The organism is Arcanobacterium phocae (assembly GCF_018913465.1).
Lineage (GTDB): Bacteria > Actinomycetota > Actinomycetes > Actinomycetales > Actinomycetaceae > Arcanobacterium > Arcanobacterium phocae_A.
Map to the genome: position 1 here is coordinate 132,013 of NZ_JABAPM010000003.1, position 17,442 is coordinate 149,454.

A 17,442-nucleotide genomic window follows, 5' to 3' on the forward strand; every position below is an offset into this window, starting at 1 on the left:
CTCTCGATCAGCGAGCGGAGCTCGTGTAAGGAAGAAGAGCCATTTCGCGTGCGTTCTTCACTGCACGGGCGATCTGACGCTGCTCCTGAACGGATACACCAGTTACTCGGCGGGAGCGGATCTTACCGCGGTCCGAGATGAACTTGCGTAGGGTTGCGGTGTCCTTGTAGTCGATGTTAGCAACCTTGGCTGCCTTCAACGGATTGGACTTCTTCTTTGGCTTGCGCAATACAGGCTTTGCCATTGTGATTCCTCTTTCGATGATTGAATAACTAACCGTCGGGTTGAGTCATTCCAAAAAGTCTTAGAACGGTGGAGCGTCGTCAAACGACGAACCACCAGCTGGTGCTTGGCCCCACGGATCATAAGCGGATCCGCCAGCCGGAGCATCGTAGGAAGCGCGACCTTGTTGCTGGCCGCCTCCCTGGCTATACCCACCTTGGTTATTAAACCCACCACGGTTACCGCCACCCTGTGAACGAGTCACTTGAGCAGTAGCGTAACGCAGTGATGGCCCTACTTCATCTACCTGCATCTCAATCGATGTACCTTGCGATCCATCTTGACGCTGATAGTTGCGCACCTGAAGCTTTCCGGTGACCACAACACGCATGCCCTTAGACAGCGATTCAGTCACGTTCTCAGCATATTCACGCCACACTGAACAACGAATGAACATGGCTTCGCCATCTTCCCATTCGTTAGTTTGACGGTTCAGGTTACGCGGAGTAGATGCCACGGTAAACGAGGCAACAGGCGTACCCGAGCCAACGTACTTGAGTTCCGGATCTGCGGTGAGATTTCCGACGACGGTGATAATCGGTTCGCCAGCCATGGTTTACTCCAGTTTCTTTCAGGCTTCGGTAACGGTAGCTGGCTCGTAGCGCAGAAGCTTGGTGCGCAGGATCGACTCATTAAGGCCGAGCTGGCGATCAAGTTCCTGAGCGGTAGCCGAGGTAGCTGTCATGTAAACAACTACGTAGATACCTTCGGACTTCTTGTTAATCGAGTAAGCAAGACGGCGCTTACCAAGGACGTCCACCTTATCGAGGGTTCCACCCTCTGCTGGGACGACGGCGAGCAACTTCTCTAGGGTTCCCTGGAGAGTACGCTCATCGGTTTCAGGATCGATGATGATCATCATCTCGTACTGACGCATGTTGTACCCACCTCCTCTGGACTAAATACGGTCATGGTCTTTCCATGACAGGAGGGTCATGCTGTGCGCATTGGACGCACTGTATATAAGACTACCTGAATAATGATGATAGCGCCGTGCGGTTTTCCCCACACAGCGCTATCATTCTCGTCACGTCTTACCGGTCTTCTTGCCCCGGAGGTTCTGGAAGCGGAATTCCAGAATCGTTACCAGGCACATCAGGAAGTGACGGATTATCCGACGATCCGTTTCCAGAACCGCCCTCTGGATTGTCTGGCTGAGAAGGCTCTATCTCAGGAGCAGGTTGCTCTTCTTCAGTTGGTTTTTCAGGTTCCGGTTCTTCTTCTTTTTCTTCCTTCGGAGGTACCGGGCGAGGGAACTTGGTATCGATGATCTTTTGCGCATTCGGGAATTTAACCTTCTCCATTCCTTCAAATGCAACCTTCAGATAGTTGTAAGCTACCTCAGTAGGCCAACTAGATCCGGTAATAAGACGTATTCCACCAAACGGAGTGAGGTCTTCTTCGCTTCCATTTTCACCAACCTGATACATATCCACAACTGTCACCAGGTTAGGCGTAAAAGTAGCAACCCACGCAGAGCGAGGTCCCGTTGAAGTACCGGTCTTGGCGGCAATCTCACGCTGCAAGCCAGCCAGTTTTGCAGCTGTTCCATACGGCGCAATTCCACCTTGGAGAACGTGCGAAGCTAGCGTTGCAGTTTCAGAAGAAATAGCTTGTTTCGACGTCGTATCACCACGGTAGATAACATTGCCATCGGCATCTTTTACTTCCCGCACAATATGAACAGCATTGAGTCGTTTTCCACCGTTAGCAAGCGTAGATAAGGCCCGCGACATTTCTTTAGCTGTTGGAGCAGCTGATCCGAGGATATTTCCTACATTGTTATCTAGCCCAACAAGTTTCTCTGGCAAACCGAGGTTAACCGCCATTTTCGCAGTAGTTGACGGACCAATTTTTTCATTCAGCTGAATGAACCCAGTATTCACCGAGTACGCAGCCATATCACGCAGATTGAGTGGCCCGTAGCTTGCGTTACCAAAGTTGCTGAACTTAGAAGACGTACCGGGAACTGTGTAGGACGCCGGTGAAGCGAAAGTCTGGTTAGGAGACATCCCAGACTTTAGCGCAGCAGTTACACCAAAAATCTTAAAAACAGATCCAGCTTGGGCGCGGTCCTGCGTGGCGCTGTTTTGCTGCCGTACCGAAAAGTCACGACCACCATACATCGCAAGAGTTTCACCAGTTACTGGATCTACTGACATTAACCCGATGTGGTTATTATCCGGTCGATCCTGTGGCAGTGCATTGACAGCATCAACTGCGGCCTGTTGCTTACGCTGATCGATTGTTGTCACAATCGTGTATCCGCCACGATCAATTTGTTCCTCAGTGAAACCGGCGTCGTCGACTAATTCGTTACGAACCTCTTGCAACAAATAGCCGTCGGTCCCACTCAGATCTGACTGCCCCGTTGTTGGTTCCAAGGTTTCTGGAAACTCAGTAGTACTAGCCTGCTCGTCGGAAATCCATTTGTCTTCTGCCATTCTGCGCAAGACGCGATCAAATTTAGCTTTCGACGTCTCCGGATCAACAGCTGGATCCCAGGCTGACGGTGCCGGAATAACTGCAGCTAACAAGGCAGACTGTCCCAAGCTAAGCTCTTTCGCGGTAACTCCGAAATACTTTTGGGATGCCGATTCGATACCGTATGCACCACGTCCAAAATAGATCGTGTTCAGATAATTATTTAGAATCTGATCTTTGGACTGTTTGCGATCAATCTTGATCGCCAAAATAGCTTCGCGAACTTTCCCAGTTAGTGACGAATTTTGACCAGTGTAGTATCGCTCTGCATACTGTTGAGTCAGCGTAGATCCGCCCTGAGTTGGTCGGCCTTGAATGTTGTTCCACAGAGCACGCAAAATGCCTTTCGGATCAATACCGTTGTTTTCGTAAAACCGCCGATCCTCCGAGGCGATCACTGCGTGTTGAACATCTGCGGAAATTTCTTCCAGATTTACCGATTTCCGGTCTGCTTCTGCAAATGTCCCTAGCTTTTGTTCAGCGTCGCCGTAATACACATTCGTGGCTTGGGCGAGCGCGAAATCATCTGGTTCAGGCACGTCAATCGCAATATAGAGACCGGCAAAAGCACCTAGCCCCAATGCAATCAAAGTGAAGATGCTACCGAACAAGAAACGCCACGACGGCAACCATCGCCGGATCGGTCCCAACCCGGAACGAGGATAATTCCAGCCACGCTTGCGTGGTGGCTTTGACTTTTTCTTCGACGTCGTTTTAGAAGTCACTGTGCTTAGCCTTCTTTCTTAGGAGACCGCTTCAGCTGCCGAGACAGCGCCTGCAGTTTAGGACGGTAACGCAGCCGTGCTTTGCGTTCGAATTCAGTTAACGGATGAAGAAGCTCTGGGAAAGTATCGTCGAACGTCTCCGAGTTATCGTAGTAGCCATCTTCACGACGACGAGCCGCTTCATTCTCCGAAATCAAATACACATCGAGCCATCTGGTTCGAGGATCTGAATCAACAAGGAGCGCTTTAAAGAATAAGGTGAGTGGGACCGCCAAGATTGAGCCGAGCATACCAACGATTGACGTCCACACCACCAAGGAAAAGAACGTAACTGATGGTGATAAGCCAACGATATCACCGGTCATCTTCGGCTGGATCAAGGTTTGAATAACAACGTTGATCACCGTGTAGGCAACGAAAACCCACAGCATGGTTTGCCAACCAGAATCGAGGAGCCCAATGATCATTGGCGGAATAACACCAATGACGAAGCCAATATTCGGAACATAGTTTGTAATGAACGCCCAGTATGCCCATGTCCACGCTAACGGAATACTCATTGTTTCCAAAACTAATCCGTCGACGAATGCAACAACTAAACCGAAGACGGTCGTCACAATCCAGTAGTGACGCACCCGGCGTTCAAACCCTCGTAAGGCTTCTCCCATGTTCCAGTGGCCCTGATTGACGATCTGGCCACGGGATCGTGTCACCGTCGTATCAAGGGTTAAGAAGAAGGCTGCGATAGCAACGATTGACAGCAACCCTCCAAAGGAAAAAAGCCCACCAACTAAGCTCCACGTCCATGACACGATCGAATTAACATTCACCTGACCAGCGTAATAAGACAAGTCGCGCGTGTTTATTCCTTGGTTTTGCAGCCATTGCAATCCGCCATACATCGTCGATTCCATCTTGCCCGAATATTCGAGCACCAAATCTGGAACCGGAGTCAATGACCACACGGTCATCCCGAGTAAACCAGCGATAATCGCAAGAGTTAAAATTAGAGTTGTCAGCGATGCCAGCCATGACGGCAGATGATGCCGCATAAGGAACTGACCAAACGGACGTACTGCCAACACCAATGTGAAAGCTAGGAACAACGGAGTGAAAACATCGGCAACCGAATGAACCCCGATACCAACCACAGTTGTCAGTGCTAAGACAGCAAGAATCATGAAACCGCTGGTGTTGATATCGACCGCAGGTTCACTGACTTTTTCCTGCTCGTGCGCAGAATTGACGTTCACGACGTCGTCGTCATTCTGTTGACTCACACTGACCTCCTTGAGAAACGGTGAACATATAACAATGTATGTACCTTATTGTGCCAAATCACCGTGGAGACGCGATGAGCACAGCACTACACTAGCGTAAATGACTCCAAAAACACCGTAAGTTAGCGCACAACCGATACAAACCCCGGCAGACCAACCCGTTTCGGGGAGTACCAAGGCAGCAACCACACAGGAAACGACGAACGCCATATTGAACAACATGTCGTACAACGAAAATGCTCTACCGCAATAGTTATCGGCAGTATCGCGTTGCACAATTGTGTCGACGGCGATTTTGGCGCCTTGGACGCTTAACCCCAACAAAAAACAACCGATACCGGCAGCGAGAACCGAAAAACTGATAGACCAGATCACTTGCGCAGCCCCACCAAGAGCCGTGCATATAACTATCCAGGTCAGTGATGGGATGAAACGGTGAGCTAACGGCGTGAGCACAATCGCGAGCGCATTCCCGGCAAAAGACACAGCCAACAACGTACCAAAGAGGGCCATGCCACCAATTTCACGGCTTGCAAAGAGCACCATCATCATCGATAACCCATAAAGGAACCGATGTACAGCCATCGCTCCTAGCGCAAGTGCTGGCGTGCGCCGCCTGACCACATAGCGAACACCGTCCACTAACTGGCTCAGAATATGACGGAACGTCCACGTGCGAACCTGCGTAGGCCCCAGCGAGGTGAGTGGCATCGTCATCGCAGTGAAACCAGCACCCACACAACATAAGGCCGCTAGTATTAAAGACGTCACGTGTTGCCACGGTCCAATCACCACTGACACAACAAAAACCGCGAGTGCACCCAGTCCAGCAGCTATCGATCCGACGGTAGGGACAATCGAGTTTGCGATAACGAGGAACCGTTGTGGCAACGTATGCGGTAACCCCGCAGATAGCGCAGCCAAAATAAACCTATTAATACCCAGCACAATAAGAGCACCAAGGAAAACTAGCCGAGTCTGCGGAAAACTAGCAACTATCCCGGCCAGAAGCAAGATAATTCCGGCCCGCACCAAATTCCCAATAACAAGAACCCGACGTCGATTCCAGCGATCCAGCAGCGGCCCAACAAACGGGACCACAAAGGTAAACGGAAGCAGTATGACGGCAAACCCCAGCGCGACTTCGGCTGGGGTTGCCGCATAGTACGGACTAAACAAGACAAGGGTTGCTAACCCTGCCTGAAACAGGCCATCTGCTGTTTGAGAGATTAACCGAACGGTCAGTAACCGGCGGAAAATCGGATACATTAGCTCCACCAGGCAAGCAGCCGCTTGGTAGCTTCCTCTTCGCCTAACGGACCTTCTTCCATACGCAGTTCGAGCAAGAACTTGTATGCCTGCCCAACCTCTGGACCAGGTTGCAGCCCAAGAAGTTCCATAATCTGCTGGCCATTGAGGTCTGGTCGGATCGCATCGACTTCTTCGCGTTCTTTGAGAAGCTCAATGCGCTCTTCTAAATCGTCCATACCAGCTGCGAGCCATCGTGCCTTGCGCTTATTTCCGGTTGTCACGTCTGCCCGGGTCAACCGATTCAGGCGCTCAAGCTGGTCTCCAGCATCGGTGACATACCGACGCACGGCAGAATCAGACCAACGTTGTTCGCCATAGCCATGGAAACGTAAATGAAGCTCAACGAGACGCGAGACCGCCTTCGTCGTTGCCTTATCGAACCGCAGTGCTTTCATACGTTTAGTCGTCATCCGCGCCCCCACAATATCGTGAGCATGGAACGTGACCGTTCCATCTTCTTCATAACGCCGCGTAACCGGCTTGCCGATATCGTGCATTAACGCAGCGAAACGCAAAATAAAATCCGGTGCTGGAACTGGACCCTCGGCATCAGTCTCTAGTGCCATCGCCTGATCTAAAACCGTGAGCGTGTGGGTATAGACATCCTTATGACGGCCATGTTCATCAACTGTGTCCCGCAAATTCGCTAACTCTGGCAACACAATGTCAGCTACACCAGTTTCGACTAGCAGCTCTAAACCTTTACGCGGGAAAGGGGAAATGACGAGCCGGTGGAGTTCTGCCTGGATTCGCTCAACCGAAACTATCTCGAGGCGGGATGCCATGTCCGTCATCGCAGCGCGCACATCATCAGCAACGTCAAAACCGAGCTGGGCCACAAATCGCGCGGCTCGCATGATACGCAACGGATCGTCGTCGAAACTCTGCCGAGCTGTTACTGGTGTGCGCAGTATGCCAGCAACCATGTCATCCAAACCGCCGGTTGCGTCTACCAACTCCATGGACGGCAATCGCACTGCCATCGCATTGACTGTGAAATCACGACGGGTCACATCGCCTTCGAGTGAATCACCGTAGTGCACTCCCGGCTTGCGAGAATCTGCGTCATATTCTTCCGTACGATACGTTGTGACTTCTACCACAATACCGTCACGAGAAGCACCGATCGTGCCGAATTCCCGACCAATATCCCAATGCGCCCCACCCCACGAAGCTAGCAAACGCTCTGTCTCATCAGGGCGTGCCGACGTCGTGAAATCATAATCATGAATCGGCATACCGAGAAGCGCATCGCGAACAGGACCACCTACCATTGCCAATTCATAGCCATTACGTGCGAAAATAGAACCTAGTTCAAGAATTGCCGCAGGCAACTCACTCAACCTCTTATGGGCCTGAGTAAGTAGCCGGGCACGCTGATTAACGTCAGTGTCCGTCGTCGTCGTATGAGAATTGAATACAGAATCGCTTAAAGTCACCCTCTTAGGGTGTCATAAAAGGCGCTCTCAAGCATATTCTCAGCGACTGTGAAGTAGAAGTTATGTCGCGAAAATATCCGGCTCCGCCACCAAACGGACCGCGCCGAAGCTATTCAGCGCGGCGTTCACCCCTACCCATAGTGAACGAAACCTCCGCTGGTGGAGTCATTATCTCAGTCCAAGAAGGGCGCGCGTACGTTGCCGTCATCGCTCGACGCAACCGCGCGGGCCGCCTCGAATGGTGCCTACCAAAAGGACACCTCGAAGGAATCGAAACCGCCGAACAAGCAGCCGTACGCGAAATTAGCGAAGAGACCGGAATCACCGGACGGGTACTACGCCACCTCGCTTCAATCGACTACTGGTTCTCCGGCCATGACCGGCGAGTACATAAAGTCGTCCACCACTTCCTACTTGAAGCGCTCCACGGCACTCTCACCGTAGAAAACGATCCAGACCACGAAGCGGAACTCGTCGAATGGGTCCGAATCGACCGCGTCACCAGCCGCTTGGCCTACCCCAACGAACGCCGAATCGTTGGAGTTGCCCGCGAACTCCTGGAGAATTAAATGAAAAAGGGAATACTTACCGCCGTTCTGGCAGCTCTGTCATTAGCGACTACTCCAGTAGCAAGCTGGGCCAGCACCCCGCATGCTCCACTAACCGTCACCGCGGATGCCGCCCCGAGCATTGCGATCACGTCTGTAGGCGAGCCAACACTAGCTCCCGAAAAAGACCTGACGTTAGATGTGACCATTACTAATCCCACATCGCGGCCGTTGTCTATCTCCGCGCTCACCCTTCGTGCCCAAGTATGGCCAGCATCCAATATGTCACAGATATCTGCGTGGATGAACGGCGATCTATTCGGGTACCAGTTGCGGCGAGTCAACGCCGATTTAGATATTCCAGCAGGACAAAGTACGGTCCAAAAAATTACTGTCCCTCGAAAAGATATCAACTGGAAGAACACGGCACGGTTTTGGGGACCGCGAGGTATCGCCGTCGATGCAGTAGTCAGTCAAGATCTGGTGCTCACAGACTATTCTTATCTCGTCGTTACCCCGGATAGCGAAATTCCACAAAGCAATATCACTACCGTTGTCCCGGTTGTTGATGACACTCTCATCACCCCGCAAACCCCGTACGAGCTCGTTCAAGCAGCGTTGAATCCACCGGAGACTACGAACAAACCGGCCGATGCTGACAAACTTTCAGGATGGGATATCCCGGGCGTCACGTTGCTAGCTGACCCAGCCCTCACCCGCCCTGCTACGTTGAAAAACGTCGAGTATCATGTGCTTCCAACCAACGACGCCGACCTCGCCGCCCTCGTTCACGCAAATGCTACGGACCGGTTACACCAGTTCATCACGAGCGATAATGACGTCTACGTTCCAGCAGGTAACACCGACATGGCAACTCTACGGGCGGTTCGGGCAGCCGGGATGACATCAGCAATCATTTCAGATTCACAGATCCCACAAACTGGACCGGTAACATATACCGAACACGCACACACCACGATCGATATTGACGGCACACCGATGACAGTGTTAACCGCAAATAGTGCACTGTCACATGCTGTTGCCGGAACCTTGGCCGACGGCGACACCAACCTTGCGCTTGACCGGCTAGACCGCCGCCAAGTTTCCTTAGCAATGTCTGCAGTTTTATATCGCCAACAACCAAGTAATCAGCGCGACGTCGTCGTCGTTGCCGATCGTACTGCCGCAGCTCAAACAGACACGGAAGCCATTCGGGAAACTCTCATGTCGCTTGCGCAGGCACCATGGAACCACGCCAGTTCCGTCAATCAGATTTTACGAACGCCCGAAGAACACTACGAAGCCGAGGCGTTGCCTGAGACGGTAACTAACCCAGGTGAATTTGGTGCACAGCAACTCGCCGTTTTTGATAAGGCAACGGCACACGCGCGTCAAGTAAAGAGCTTGTTTGAAGAGTCTTCAGCGGTCGATCAATTATTCAAGGGGCACTCAGATGCGTTTTTTAGCACGCGCTGGCGGGCGCATCCAGATCAGCGGGATTCTTTTGTTGCGAGCCTGGGAAACATCGATAAGACTGCGCTGAAGGTTGAAACATCCTCAACTATTAATCTCATTTCGGAAAGCTCGGCGCTACCGATCCACGTCAGCAATGCCTACGATTATCCGGTAACAGTTACTGTAAAACTAGATGTTCCAGACACTCGTCTTCATGCACTCAAACCAACTGTTGCTACCATTCCAGCTAAAGGTACTGAATCTGTGCTACTCCCGGTAGAAGCATGGGGGTCCGGTGATCTTGATGTGAAAGTTCTCTTAACCAGCGAGGATGGGGCTCCTGTGGGCAATCCGGCTACAGTTCCAGTGCGGGTGCGAGCCAATTGGGAAAACATGGGAACAATCGTCATCGCCGGATTGATTGGCATTCTATTCCTCATCGGCGTTTTCAAATCAATTCGTAATGGCCGGCGGTCAAATCCTGTGGACGCTCAGGTTGCTACCCGAGCATTGCACCAACGAGCACGTACAGCTACATCATCGCCGGATTCTGACCAGAAACTTTCGGAAGACTCAGAGTAAACTGTCGAAGTAGTATACCCATTTCATGGATACCTAGATTGAGGAGAAGTTCGTGAGTACATCCTACGCCTTCGCCGGTCAGCGCATTGCGGATCGTTTTGAGTTGATGTATCCGGCCTCAGCGCACTCTGATACACCGAATGCCTCGGTATGGATTGCTCGAGATACGGCACGCTCAGTTCAACTCCGCGCCATCATAATTGATCCACAGTTTGATGGGGCCGAGGCGGTTTTGGACGCAGCGCGCCGAACCTCAGTGCTTCATACAACAGACGACGCTTCTGCCACAATGGTATCTACTATCGCTGTTGTGGGTCGCGGCGGTGATTACGCTATTTTCACCGAGATTCCACCGGGGCGAAATCTCTCTTCTTTCTTAGCTGGAAACAGCATTGATCCAGACCTTGTTCGCTCGGTGATTGGCGAGGTATCTTCTGCAGTTAATTCTGCTCGTCATCACGGTATCCGGCACCTTGCCCTCACCGCTGATGACGTTTTCATTACCGACGCTGGAAACATTGTTATTGATGGCTATGGAATTAAAGCGGCGTTGCATGGTGTTCCGATGGATTTGGATACTGCCGAGCTAGATCGCCGCGATTCCAACTCCATAATCAACTTGCTGGCTGGAACGCTCACTGGCAAAAATGTTTCACGTGAAACAACAGGTGAGATTGACCAAGATCTTGTGCGCGAAGCTGCTACCCTACCTAACCTTCCAGCAGAGATTGAAACCTTCCTTAATGGAGTTACTGACGGCAAATCTCCAAATTCACCAAGTGGGCTCTTACTCCAGCTTGTTCCGTGGACAGACATCGATGTACAGCTTCTCTCGAGTTATGCCCCTTCACTTCCCGACCCTACTTCCACCGACTTCTCTGATCTAGGCACGCCCGAACCTCAAGGTGCTTTTTCCGACGTCTCCTTCCCTAAGGTTTTTAACGACGGCGCACCTGTTGCCGTCGATGTACCTGACGACGCCGACGCTGCTAATGACACTACTGACGATGATTCTGTTTCTGCGGATGATGCACCTAACACGGACATCGATACTGAAGCTGAGTCGAATGAACCAGTAGTAGATGAACCCGTAGCAGATGAGTTGGCTATCATCGGCAACGAACCAGCGCAAACCCCAGAAGAAGCTATGCTGAAAGTCGATGAACTACTCGGAGTTAATGAATCGACTGATGTCCCCGTCATCGAAGAATGGCCAACAATCGGCCAGTTGGAAGCTGTAGCTGATTCCGAGTCGCAAGACGAACCAGAATCAGAAAACAATACATTCCTAGGAAATGAGCTGGAATCAATAGACGAAGCGACGCCAGATAGGGAACCAATCTCAGTAGTAACTGCGGAAAACAATCTGGATGGAGTTACTACTGGTGTTGACTCAGCATCAGACTCGCAAGCTATATCGAAAACAAGTGTTGTTACCGAGAAGATTTCGACACTGTCTAATTCACTTCGCAACACAGCAGCTCGGATTCGCGAATCTGTTAGTAAAGTAGCTGAGAGGAAGGCAACAAGGAACGAATCACCAGATAAAGGCAACTCGCTCAATTCTTCTCATTTCGTTATCGTGTTCCTCATAGTAGTTGTTGCTATTGCTGCTATCTTTGGTTTCGCTGGATTATTCCGGCCGTTGCATGACATTAACCTGCAGGACCCACAAAGCAAGACACTTCAAACAGATTCTGAGAACGCTGAAGATCAGAAATCAGATGCTGGGGAGAAAGCACAACCGAAACCTGAGATTGAATCTGCTGAGTTAGTTGATCCTGACTCTTCTAAATACTTTTCACAAGAAGAAACACCTAACTTTCCTGATCGTGTCTCGAAAGCCATCGATTCTGATCCAGCTACCTCATGGGAATCTTGGTACTTTAATGACCCGAAAATGGGGAATATTTCAGGCTTAGGTATTCATGTTTCGTTAAAGCAAGAAACGCGCGTGTCTCAACTTACTCTTGCGATTGCAGGCACTGGTGGAAACATACAGATAAAAACTGGGAATAATCCTGCCGAAGGGGAGCTTCTTTATGAAGGAGCTGTTGATGAAACAACAACCATCAACTTCGAGCAACAACCTGTAACCAAAGATTTACTCATTTGGTTTACAGAATTGCCGGTTGATCACAAGAACACCAACCGTATTTCCCTCGCTGAGATTTCAGTGGGATAATACGAATGAAGAGTACACTTTTGTGTCAAGTAAAGAGGTTTTTATGAGCACTATTCACGACGTTATTATCGTCGGTTCGGGACCGGCAGGCTGGACAGCTGCCACATATACCGGCCGCGCTGGGTTATCGCCAATTGTGCTTGCTGGCACACTTGAAGCTGGTGGTGCTCTTATGACCACTACCGAGGTAGAAAACTTCCCTGGCTGGCCAGAGCCCATTCTGGGACCCGAGCTCATGATGCGGATGCAAGAGCAAGCGGAAAAGTTCGGAGCTGAGGTTCACTATGAAGATGCAATCTCATTTGACTTCTCTTCTGACATTAAAACGGTAACTACAGATAGCGCTGTTTATCAAGCTAAAACTGTTATCCTTGCTCTTGGTTCAGAGTACCGCAAGCTTGGTCTTGAAGGTGAATCCACTTACTCCGGAAAAGGCGTTTCCTACTGTGCAACTTGTGATGGTTTCTTCTTTAAAGGTAAGGAAATCGCAGTAGTTGGTGGCGGAGACTCGGCAGTAACTGAAGCTATCTTCTTATCACGCTTCGGATCGACTGTTCACCTCATCCATCGTCGTGATGAACTACGTGCCTCGAAGGTTATGGCACAGCGCATCGAAGATATTCCAAACATTACAGTCCACTGGAACTCTAAAGTATCCGAGATTAATGGCTCAGCTGGTTTAGAGTCCCTCACATTAGAAGATACCGTCACCGGAGAAACCTCTGAGCTACCGGTATCCGGTCTCTTCGTTGCAATTGGACACAAGCCACGTACTGCCGTGCTCGAGCAACAGGTCAAGCTTGATGACCACGAATACATCATTGTTGATTCGCCATCCGCTAAGACATCTGTTCCTGGAGTCTTTGCTTGTGGTGATGTTGTGGACTCCACCTATCAGCAGGCTGTTACTGCTGCTGGTACTGGTTGCGTAGCTGCACTTGATGCCGAAGCTTATCTCATTCAGCTGGAGGCTAATAAAGCATAAGTACTATGGACGAGTATCAATCGACGGTTGTCTTACGCTATTTTCATGCACCTTGGTCTCCACCTTGCGTGCAAATGAATCGAATCTTCAGCGAAGTTGCCGTCGATTGTGCTCGTTATATTCAGAAAAACTTGCCTGAGTCATTAGGAACATCCTTCGAGAAAGATATCGTTAATATCGACGACGATCCTGATCTGATGGCGACTCACGGCATTGATTATGTTCCTACAATTCAATTATCAATACAAGGTCACGATGTTCTTACTCTTACCGGAGCAAGACCAAAACTGGCCTTGCGCAGTGAAATCTTTTCTGCGCTTAACATGCACGAACTATCATCTCGTGCAACAAAGGAGTAACCATGGCAGTTGATATGGATGGCAGCACTACATTCCAGACGACCGCCGCTGCCGCCGCTGCCAGCGGTGAAAGCGATAATTCAGCGATTAAATTTAAGACTATTGCTCCTCATCTTGACGAAGAAATGTGGGCACACGTTTATTCAAACCGTGCTCTTAACACAAAACAGTCCGAGACTCGCTCTCTTTTTGCAGTAGCGAATCGACCAGAAGTAGTGTCGCTTGCGGGTGGAATGCCTAATATAGCGGGATTGCCGCTGGATTTTCTTGCAGACATGACCGCACGCCTTGTTCGGGAACGTGGTACAGAACTTCTCCAATATGGTGGCGGTCAAGGAGAACTTGAGCTTCGTGAACAAATTGTTCACTTGTTAGAGCAAGAGGGCGTTCAAGCAACGTCAGACCAAATTACTGTCACTACTGGTTCCCAGGCGGCTCTCGATATCGTCACTCAGGTACTCGTTAACCCTGGCGATACGATTGTTGCTGAAGCCCCTTCGTACGTAGGTGCTCTCGGTGTTTTCGCGGCACACGAAGCAAACGTCGTCCATGTTGCAATGGATGAAAACGGCCTTATTCCAGAAGAATTAGAGAACACGCTTACGCGGCTCGAAAATGAGGGACGCCCGGTAAAGTTCATTTATACAGTCCCTAACTTCCACAACCCCGGCGGCGTGTGCCTTGCTATTGAACGTCGTCCACAAATTGTTGAAATTGCTCGGCGACATAAGGTCATCATCCTTGAAGATAATCCATATGGCATGCTTGGGTTCGACGATCAAACCAATCGTGCACTCTACAATTGGAACCCCGATGGTGTCATTTACTTGGGTTCATTCTCTAAGATTTTTGCTCCTGGGTACCGCGTTGGATGGGCTCTTGCTAGCAAAGAATTAACAGCACGCCTTGTGCTTGCCAATGAAAATGCCGTTTTATCCCCAACTCGCGTAGGTCAGCTTTCCATCGCCGAGTATTTACGCACATATGACTGGTTGGGCCAGATCAAAGACTATCGAGCAATGTACTGCGAACGCCGAAATGCAATGAATGCTGCTCTTGAGGAATATCTACCCCACTGTAACTGGACTGTTCCTGGTGGTGGATTCTACATGTGGGTTAAGCTTCCTGAAGGAATTAATGCTCGCCATATGCTTCCTCGAGCTGTTGAAAACGGAGTAGCGTACGTTTCTGGAACTGCGTTCTATGCGGACGGTCAAGGTTCTGATCATGTTCGTCTATCTTTCTGCTATCCAACTCCGGAACAGATTCGCGAAGGAGTTAAGCGTCTTGCCAAAACTATTGACGAAGAAGTTGGTCAGCTGTAACTAGCTGCGCAATAAGGGGGGCTGCCTTAAGCAGCCCCCCCTATTTTCTACTTATGCTGATAACTCCGTAACTACAGGCCTTACAACAGTTGCATTCTCCTGCATTAATCTACAGATTTAGTTTGCAGAGTTACTCCGCAGATGTTTCACGTGAAACATCGACGTTTTCCTCATTCAACATGCCAAGAATACGATTGAGGTCTTCGATAGATCCAAAGTCAATGGAAATACGACCTTTTTTCTGGCCCATTACCACTTTAACTCTGGTGTCAAACCGATCCATGAGCCGCACAGCTAAACTATTCAGCTCTGATTGATATCGCTTAGTATGGTGTGCTCGTGTTTGTTTTTCTGGAACCCCGTCTTCACCCATTGAGACTAGTTCTTCAACTGCACGCACTGACAAATTTTCTGCAACAATACGCTGAGCTAAACGTTCCATTGCCGCTGGATCTGACAGCCCTAACAAAGCTCGAGCATGTCCTGCTGAAATTACACCCGCAGCTACTCTACGTTGTACGAGGGGCGGTAGTTTAAGAAGACGAAGGGTATTAGATATCTGCGGACGCGAACGCGCAATCTTACGTGATAGTTCTTCCTGAGTATAGTGGAAGTCCTCCATCAGCTGTTGATAGGCAGCAGCTTCTTCTAAAGCATTTAACTGCACACGATGAAGGTTTTCAAGTAGAGCATCGCGTAGCATATCGTCAGTGTCAGTCCGACGCACAATTGCTGGAACAGTTGAATTTCCAGCCATGCGTGAAGCACGCCAACGACGTTCGCCCATAATAAGCTCATACCGAGCTATAGGATTATCTGAAATCGGTTGTACCAGCGGACGCACAACGATAGGTTGTAACACCCCGACTTCTCGAATCGAATCAGCGAGCTCAGCTAATTCTTCTTCATCGAAAATCTGGCGGGGCTGTTGCGTATTCGGAACAATTTCATCAAGATCTAACTCACCAAAAGTTGCTCCTGGAATAGCTTGTAGCTGCTCCACAGCCTCGTTCTCTGCGCTAATATCAGCGCTAACCGTGTTTTTCTCTACATTACTCGGTATGTTTTCACGTTTGCGTTTTGCTGATTTTTTACTGTCAGTTAATTTAACAACATCAGCTGCCTGACTATCAGAATCATGTGGAACTGTTATAGATGTTTCACGTGAAACATCCAATTGTTTTCTTGTTTGCTTTTCCTGATGTGAACGAGAGATTTTTTCATCTACTATCTCTCCTGTACCAGAGTGATCGTCAACTTTTTCGACACTGTTTTGAGGATTACTAAAGAAGATATCAATTGGACGCTTCTTTGTTTCCTCTTGATCAGTAGGGAAAAGGGCTCCAATACCTCTACCTAAACCACGACGTTTTTCTGCCATTATCAATTCCCCCTTAAAGTTGTTCCGACAGTTCGAATGCAGCCGCACGGTAAGCTAGCGCACCAGACGACTTTGGATCATACGTGACTACGGTCTGCTGGAAGCTTGGCGCCTCCGAAATACGAATATTGCGAGGGACTTCGATGGAAAGAGTTTCCTTCGGGAAGTACTGACGCACTTCATGTGCAACATCTTGCGCTAGGTTTGTCCGCCGATCAAACATCGTTAATAAAATGGACGACAGTTTCAACTGCGGATTAAGAGATGACCTAACCATTTCAATCGACTTCATTAACTGTGTGAGACCTTCTAGCGCATAATATTCAGTTTGGATAGGAATCATTACCTCATCCGCGCCCACTAGAGCATTGAGTGTCAAAATCCCTAAGCTAGGTGGACAATCAATAATAACGTAATCAACCTTATCCCCATCTTCATGCGCTTCTAAGTAAGAATGGATTGCTTGACGTAATCTATATTCGCGATTTTCTTGAACAACCAGAGAAATTTCAACGCTGGAAAGGTCGATTGTTGATGGTGCGACGGAGAGTGACGGAATATCTGGGCATGGCTGCAGAATTTGTCCTAAGTCCAATTCACCCTCGAGAACATGATACAAAGAAGGCGTTCCTGCAGTATGTTCGACACCAAGAGCAGTAGTAGCATTTCCTTGTGGATCAGCGTCAATCACGACAACTTTCAAACCACCTTGCGCAAGCGCTGCAGCAATATTAACTGCAGAAGTAGTTTTCCCAACCCCACCTTTTTGATTTGCAACCGTAATAATGCGGGTATGCTCCGGATGCTTAAACTCAACCTGTTCAAGCTTCTTCATCAATTCTTTATCACGCAACAGGTCAGCACCCACTGGAGAGTCCATATCATTAAATAATGAAGCACGGGAAGCTTGGTTATGGTCAGAATCAGAATATCCAACAGCTTTTTTTCGGGGATCCACCATGCTAACAGCTCCTATCGATCAACTCATCTAATTCTACTCGGTAATATAACTTCTATAGGCATAGGATCCACAAGTTAGTAGTTATCCACACCAATGACTGTCAAAAAGTGACAAATACAAATTCGGTACACAAGAACCGC

15 protein-coding genes are annotated in these 17,442 nt (G+C 49.5%); 6 read left to right on the forward strand and 9 right to left on the reverse strand.

Going from position 1 to position 17,442, the window contains the following annotated elements:
* Positions 1–7: 7 nt before the first annotated feature.
* The 7 genes from rpsR to KSO86_RS05005 form a co-directional block, all read right to left on the reverse strand.
* Positions 8–244: a 30S ribosomal protein S18 gene (gene rpsR / locus KSO86_RS04975; RefSeq protein WP_091279464.1), complete on the reverse strand. Its 237-nt coding sequence runs from the start codon at positions 242–244 to the stop codon at positions 8–10.
* A 60-nt stretch (positions 245–304) separates the two neighbouring features.
* A complete protein-coding gene (locus tag KSO86_RS04980) occupies positions 305–835 on the reverse strand; it encodes a single-stranded DNA-binding protein (RefSeq protein WP_091279462.1) in 531 nt (176 codons plus the stop codon).
* Between the two features lie 18 nt (positions 836–853).
* On the reverse strand, positions 854–1,159 hold the full coding sequence (gene rpsF / locus KSO86_RS04985; RefSeq protein ID WP_216378497.1) for a 30S ribosomal protein S6: 306 nt from the start codon (positions 1,157–1,159) through the stop codon (positions 854–856).
* Positions 1,160–1,316: 157 nt separating this feature from the next.
* Positions 1,317–3,491 (reverse strand): transglycosylase domain-containing protein, encoded by a 2,175-nt coding sequence (locus KSO86_RS04990; RefSeq protein WP_216378498.1) that lies wholly within the window; start codon positions 3,489–3,491, stop codon positions 1,317–1,319.
* A 5-nt stretch (positions 3,492–3,496) separates the two neighbouring features.
* Positions 3,497–4,771, reverse strand: coding sequence for an AI-2E family transporter (locus KSO86_RS04995; RefSeq protein WP_216378499.1), 1,275 nt, complete (start codon positions 4,769–4,771; stop codon positions 3,497–3,499).
* A 45-nt stretch (positions 4,772–4,816) separates the two neighbouring features.
* Positions 4,817–6,040 carry an MFS transporter gene (locus KSO86_RS05000; RefSeq protein ID WP_216378500.1) on the reverse strand — a complete coding sequence of 408 codons (1,224 nt, stop codon included), beginning with the start codon at positions 6,038–6,040 and terminating at the stop codon, positions 4,817–4,819.
* On the reverse strand, positions 6,040–7,521 hold the full coding sequence (locus KSO86_RS05005; RefSeq protein ID WP_216378501.1) for a CCA tRNA nucleotidyltransferase: 1,482 nt from the start codon (positions 7,519–7,521) through the stop codon (positions 6,040–6,042). Before KSO86_RS05005 ends, KSO86_RS05000 begins: the two co-directional genes overlap by 1 nt.
* Positions 7,522–7,583: 62 nt before the next feature.
* Here KSO86_RS05005 and KSO86_RS05010 point away from each other — a divergent pair, with 62 nt between their 5' ends.
* The 6 genes from KSO86_RS05010 to KSO86_RS05035 are packed head-to-tail and all read left to right on the forward strand — an operon-like array spanning position 7,584 to position 14,960.
* Positions 7,584–8,090: an NUDIX hydrolase gene (locus KSO86_RS05010; protein ID WP_091279448.1), complete on the forward strand. Its 507-nt coding sequence runs from the start codon at positions 7,584–7,586 to the stop codon at positions 8,088–8,090.
* Positions 8,091–10,106, forward strand: coding sequence for a DUF6049 family protein (locus tag KSO86_RS05015; protein ID WP_216378502.1), 2,016 nt, complete (start codon positions 8,091–8,093; stop codon positions 10,104–10,106).
* A 52-nt stretch (positions 10,107–10,158) separates the two neighbouring features.
* Positions 10,159–12,291: a protein kinase family protein gene (locus KSO86_RS05020; RefSeq protein WP_216431880.1), complete on the forward strand. Its 2,133-nt coding sequence runs from the start codon at positions 10,159–10,161 to the stop codon at positions 12,289–12,291.
* Between the two features lie 43 nt (positions 12,292–12,334).
* Positions 12,335–13,276, forward strand: coding sequence for a thioredoxin-disulfide reductase (trxB, locus tag KSO86_RS05025; protein ID WP_216378504.1), 942 nt, complete (start codon positions 12,335–12,337; stop codon positions 13,274–13,276).
* A gap of 5 nt (positions 13,277–13,281) precedes the next feature.
* Entirely contained in the window at positions 13,282–13,635 is a 354-nt protein-coding gene (locus tag KSO86_RS05030) for a thioredoxin family protein (RefSeq protein ID WP_216378505.1), read from the forward strand.
* 2 nt (positions 13,636–13,637) lie between these two features.
* A complete protein-coding gene (locus KSO86_RS05035; protein ID WP_216431881.1) occupies positions 13,638–14,960 on the forward strand; it encodes an aminotransferase-like domain-containing protein in 1,323 nt (440 codons plus the stop codon).
* Between the two features lie 130 nt (positions 14,961–15,090).
* Here KSO86_RS05035 and KSO86_RS05040 read toward each other — a convergent pair whose 3' ends face one another.
* Entirely contained in the window at positions 15,091–16,341 is a 1,251-nt protein-coding gene (locus tag KSO86_RS05040; RefSeq protein WP_216431883.1) for a ParB/RepB/Spo0J family partition protein, read from the reverse strand.
* 13 nt (positions 16,342–16,354) lie between these two features.
* A complete protein-coding gene (locus KSO86_RS05045) occupies positions 16,355–17,302 on the reverse strand; it encodes a ParA family protein (RefSeq protein WP_216378508.1) in 948 nt (315 codons plus the stop codon).
* Positions 17,303–17,442: the final 140 nt, after the last annotated feature.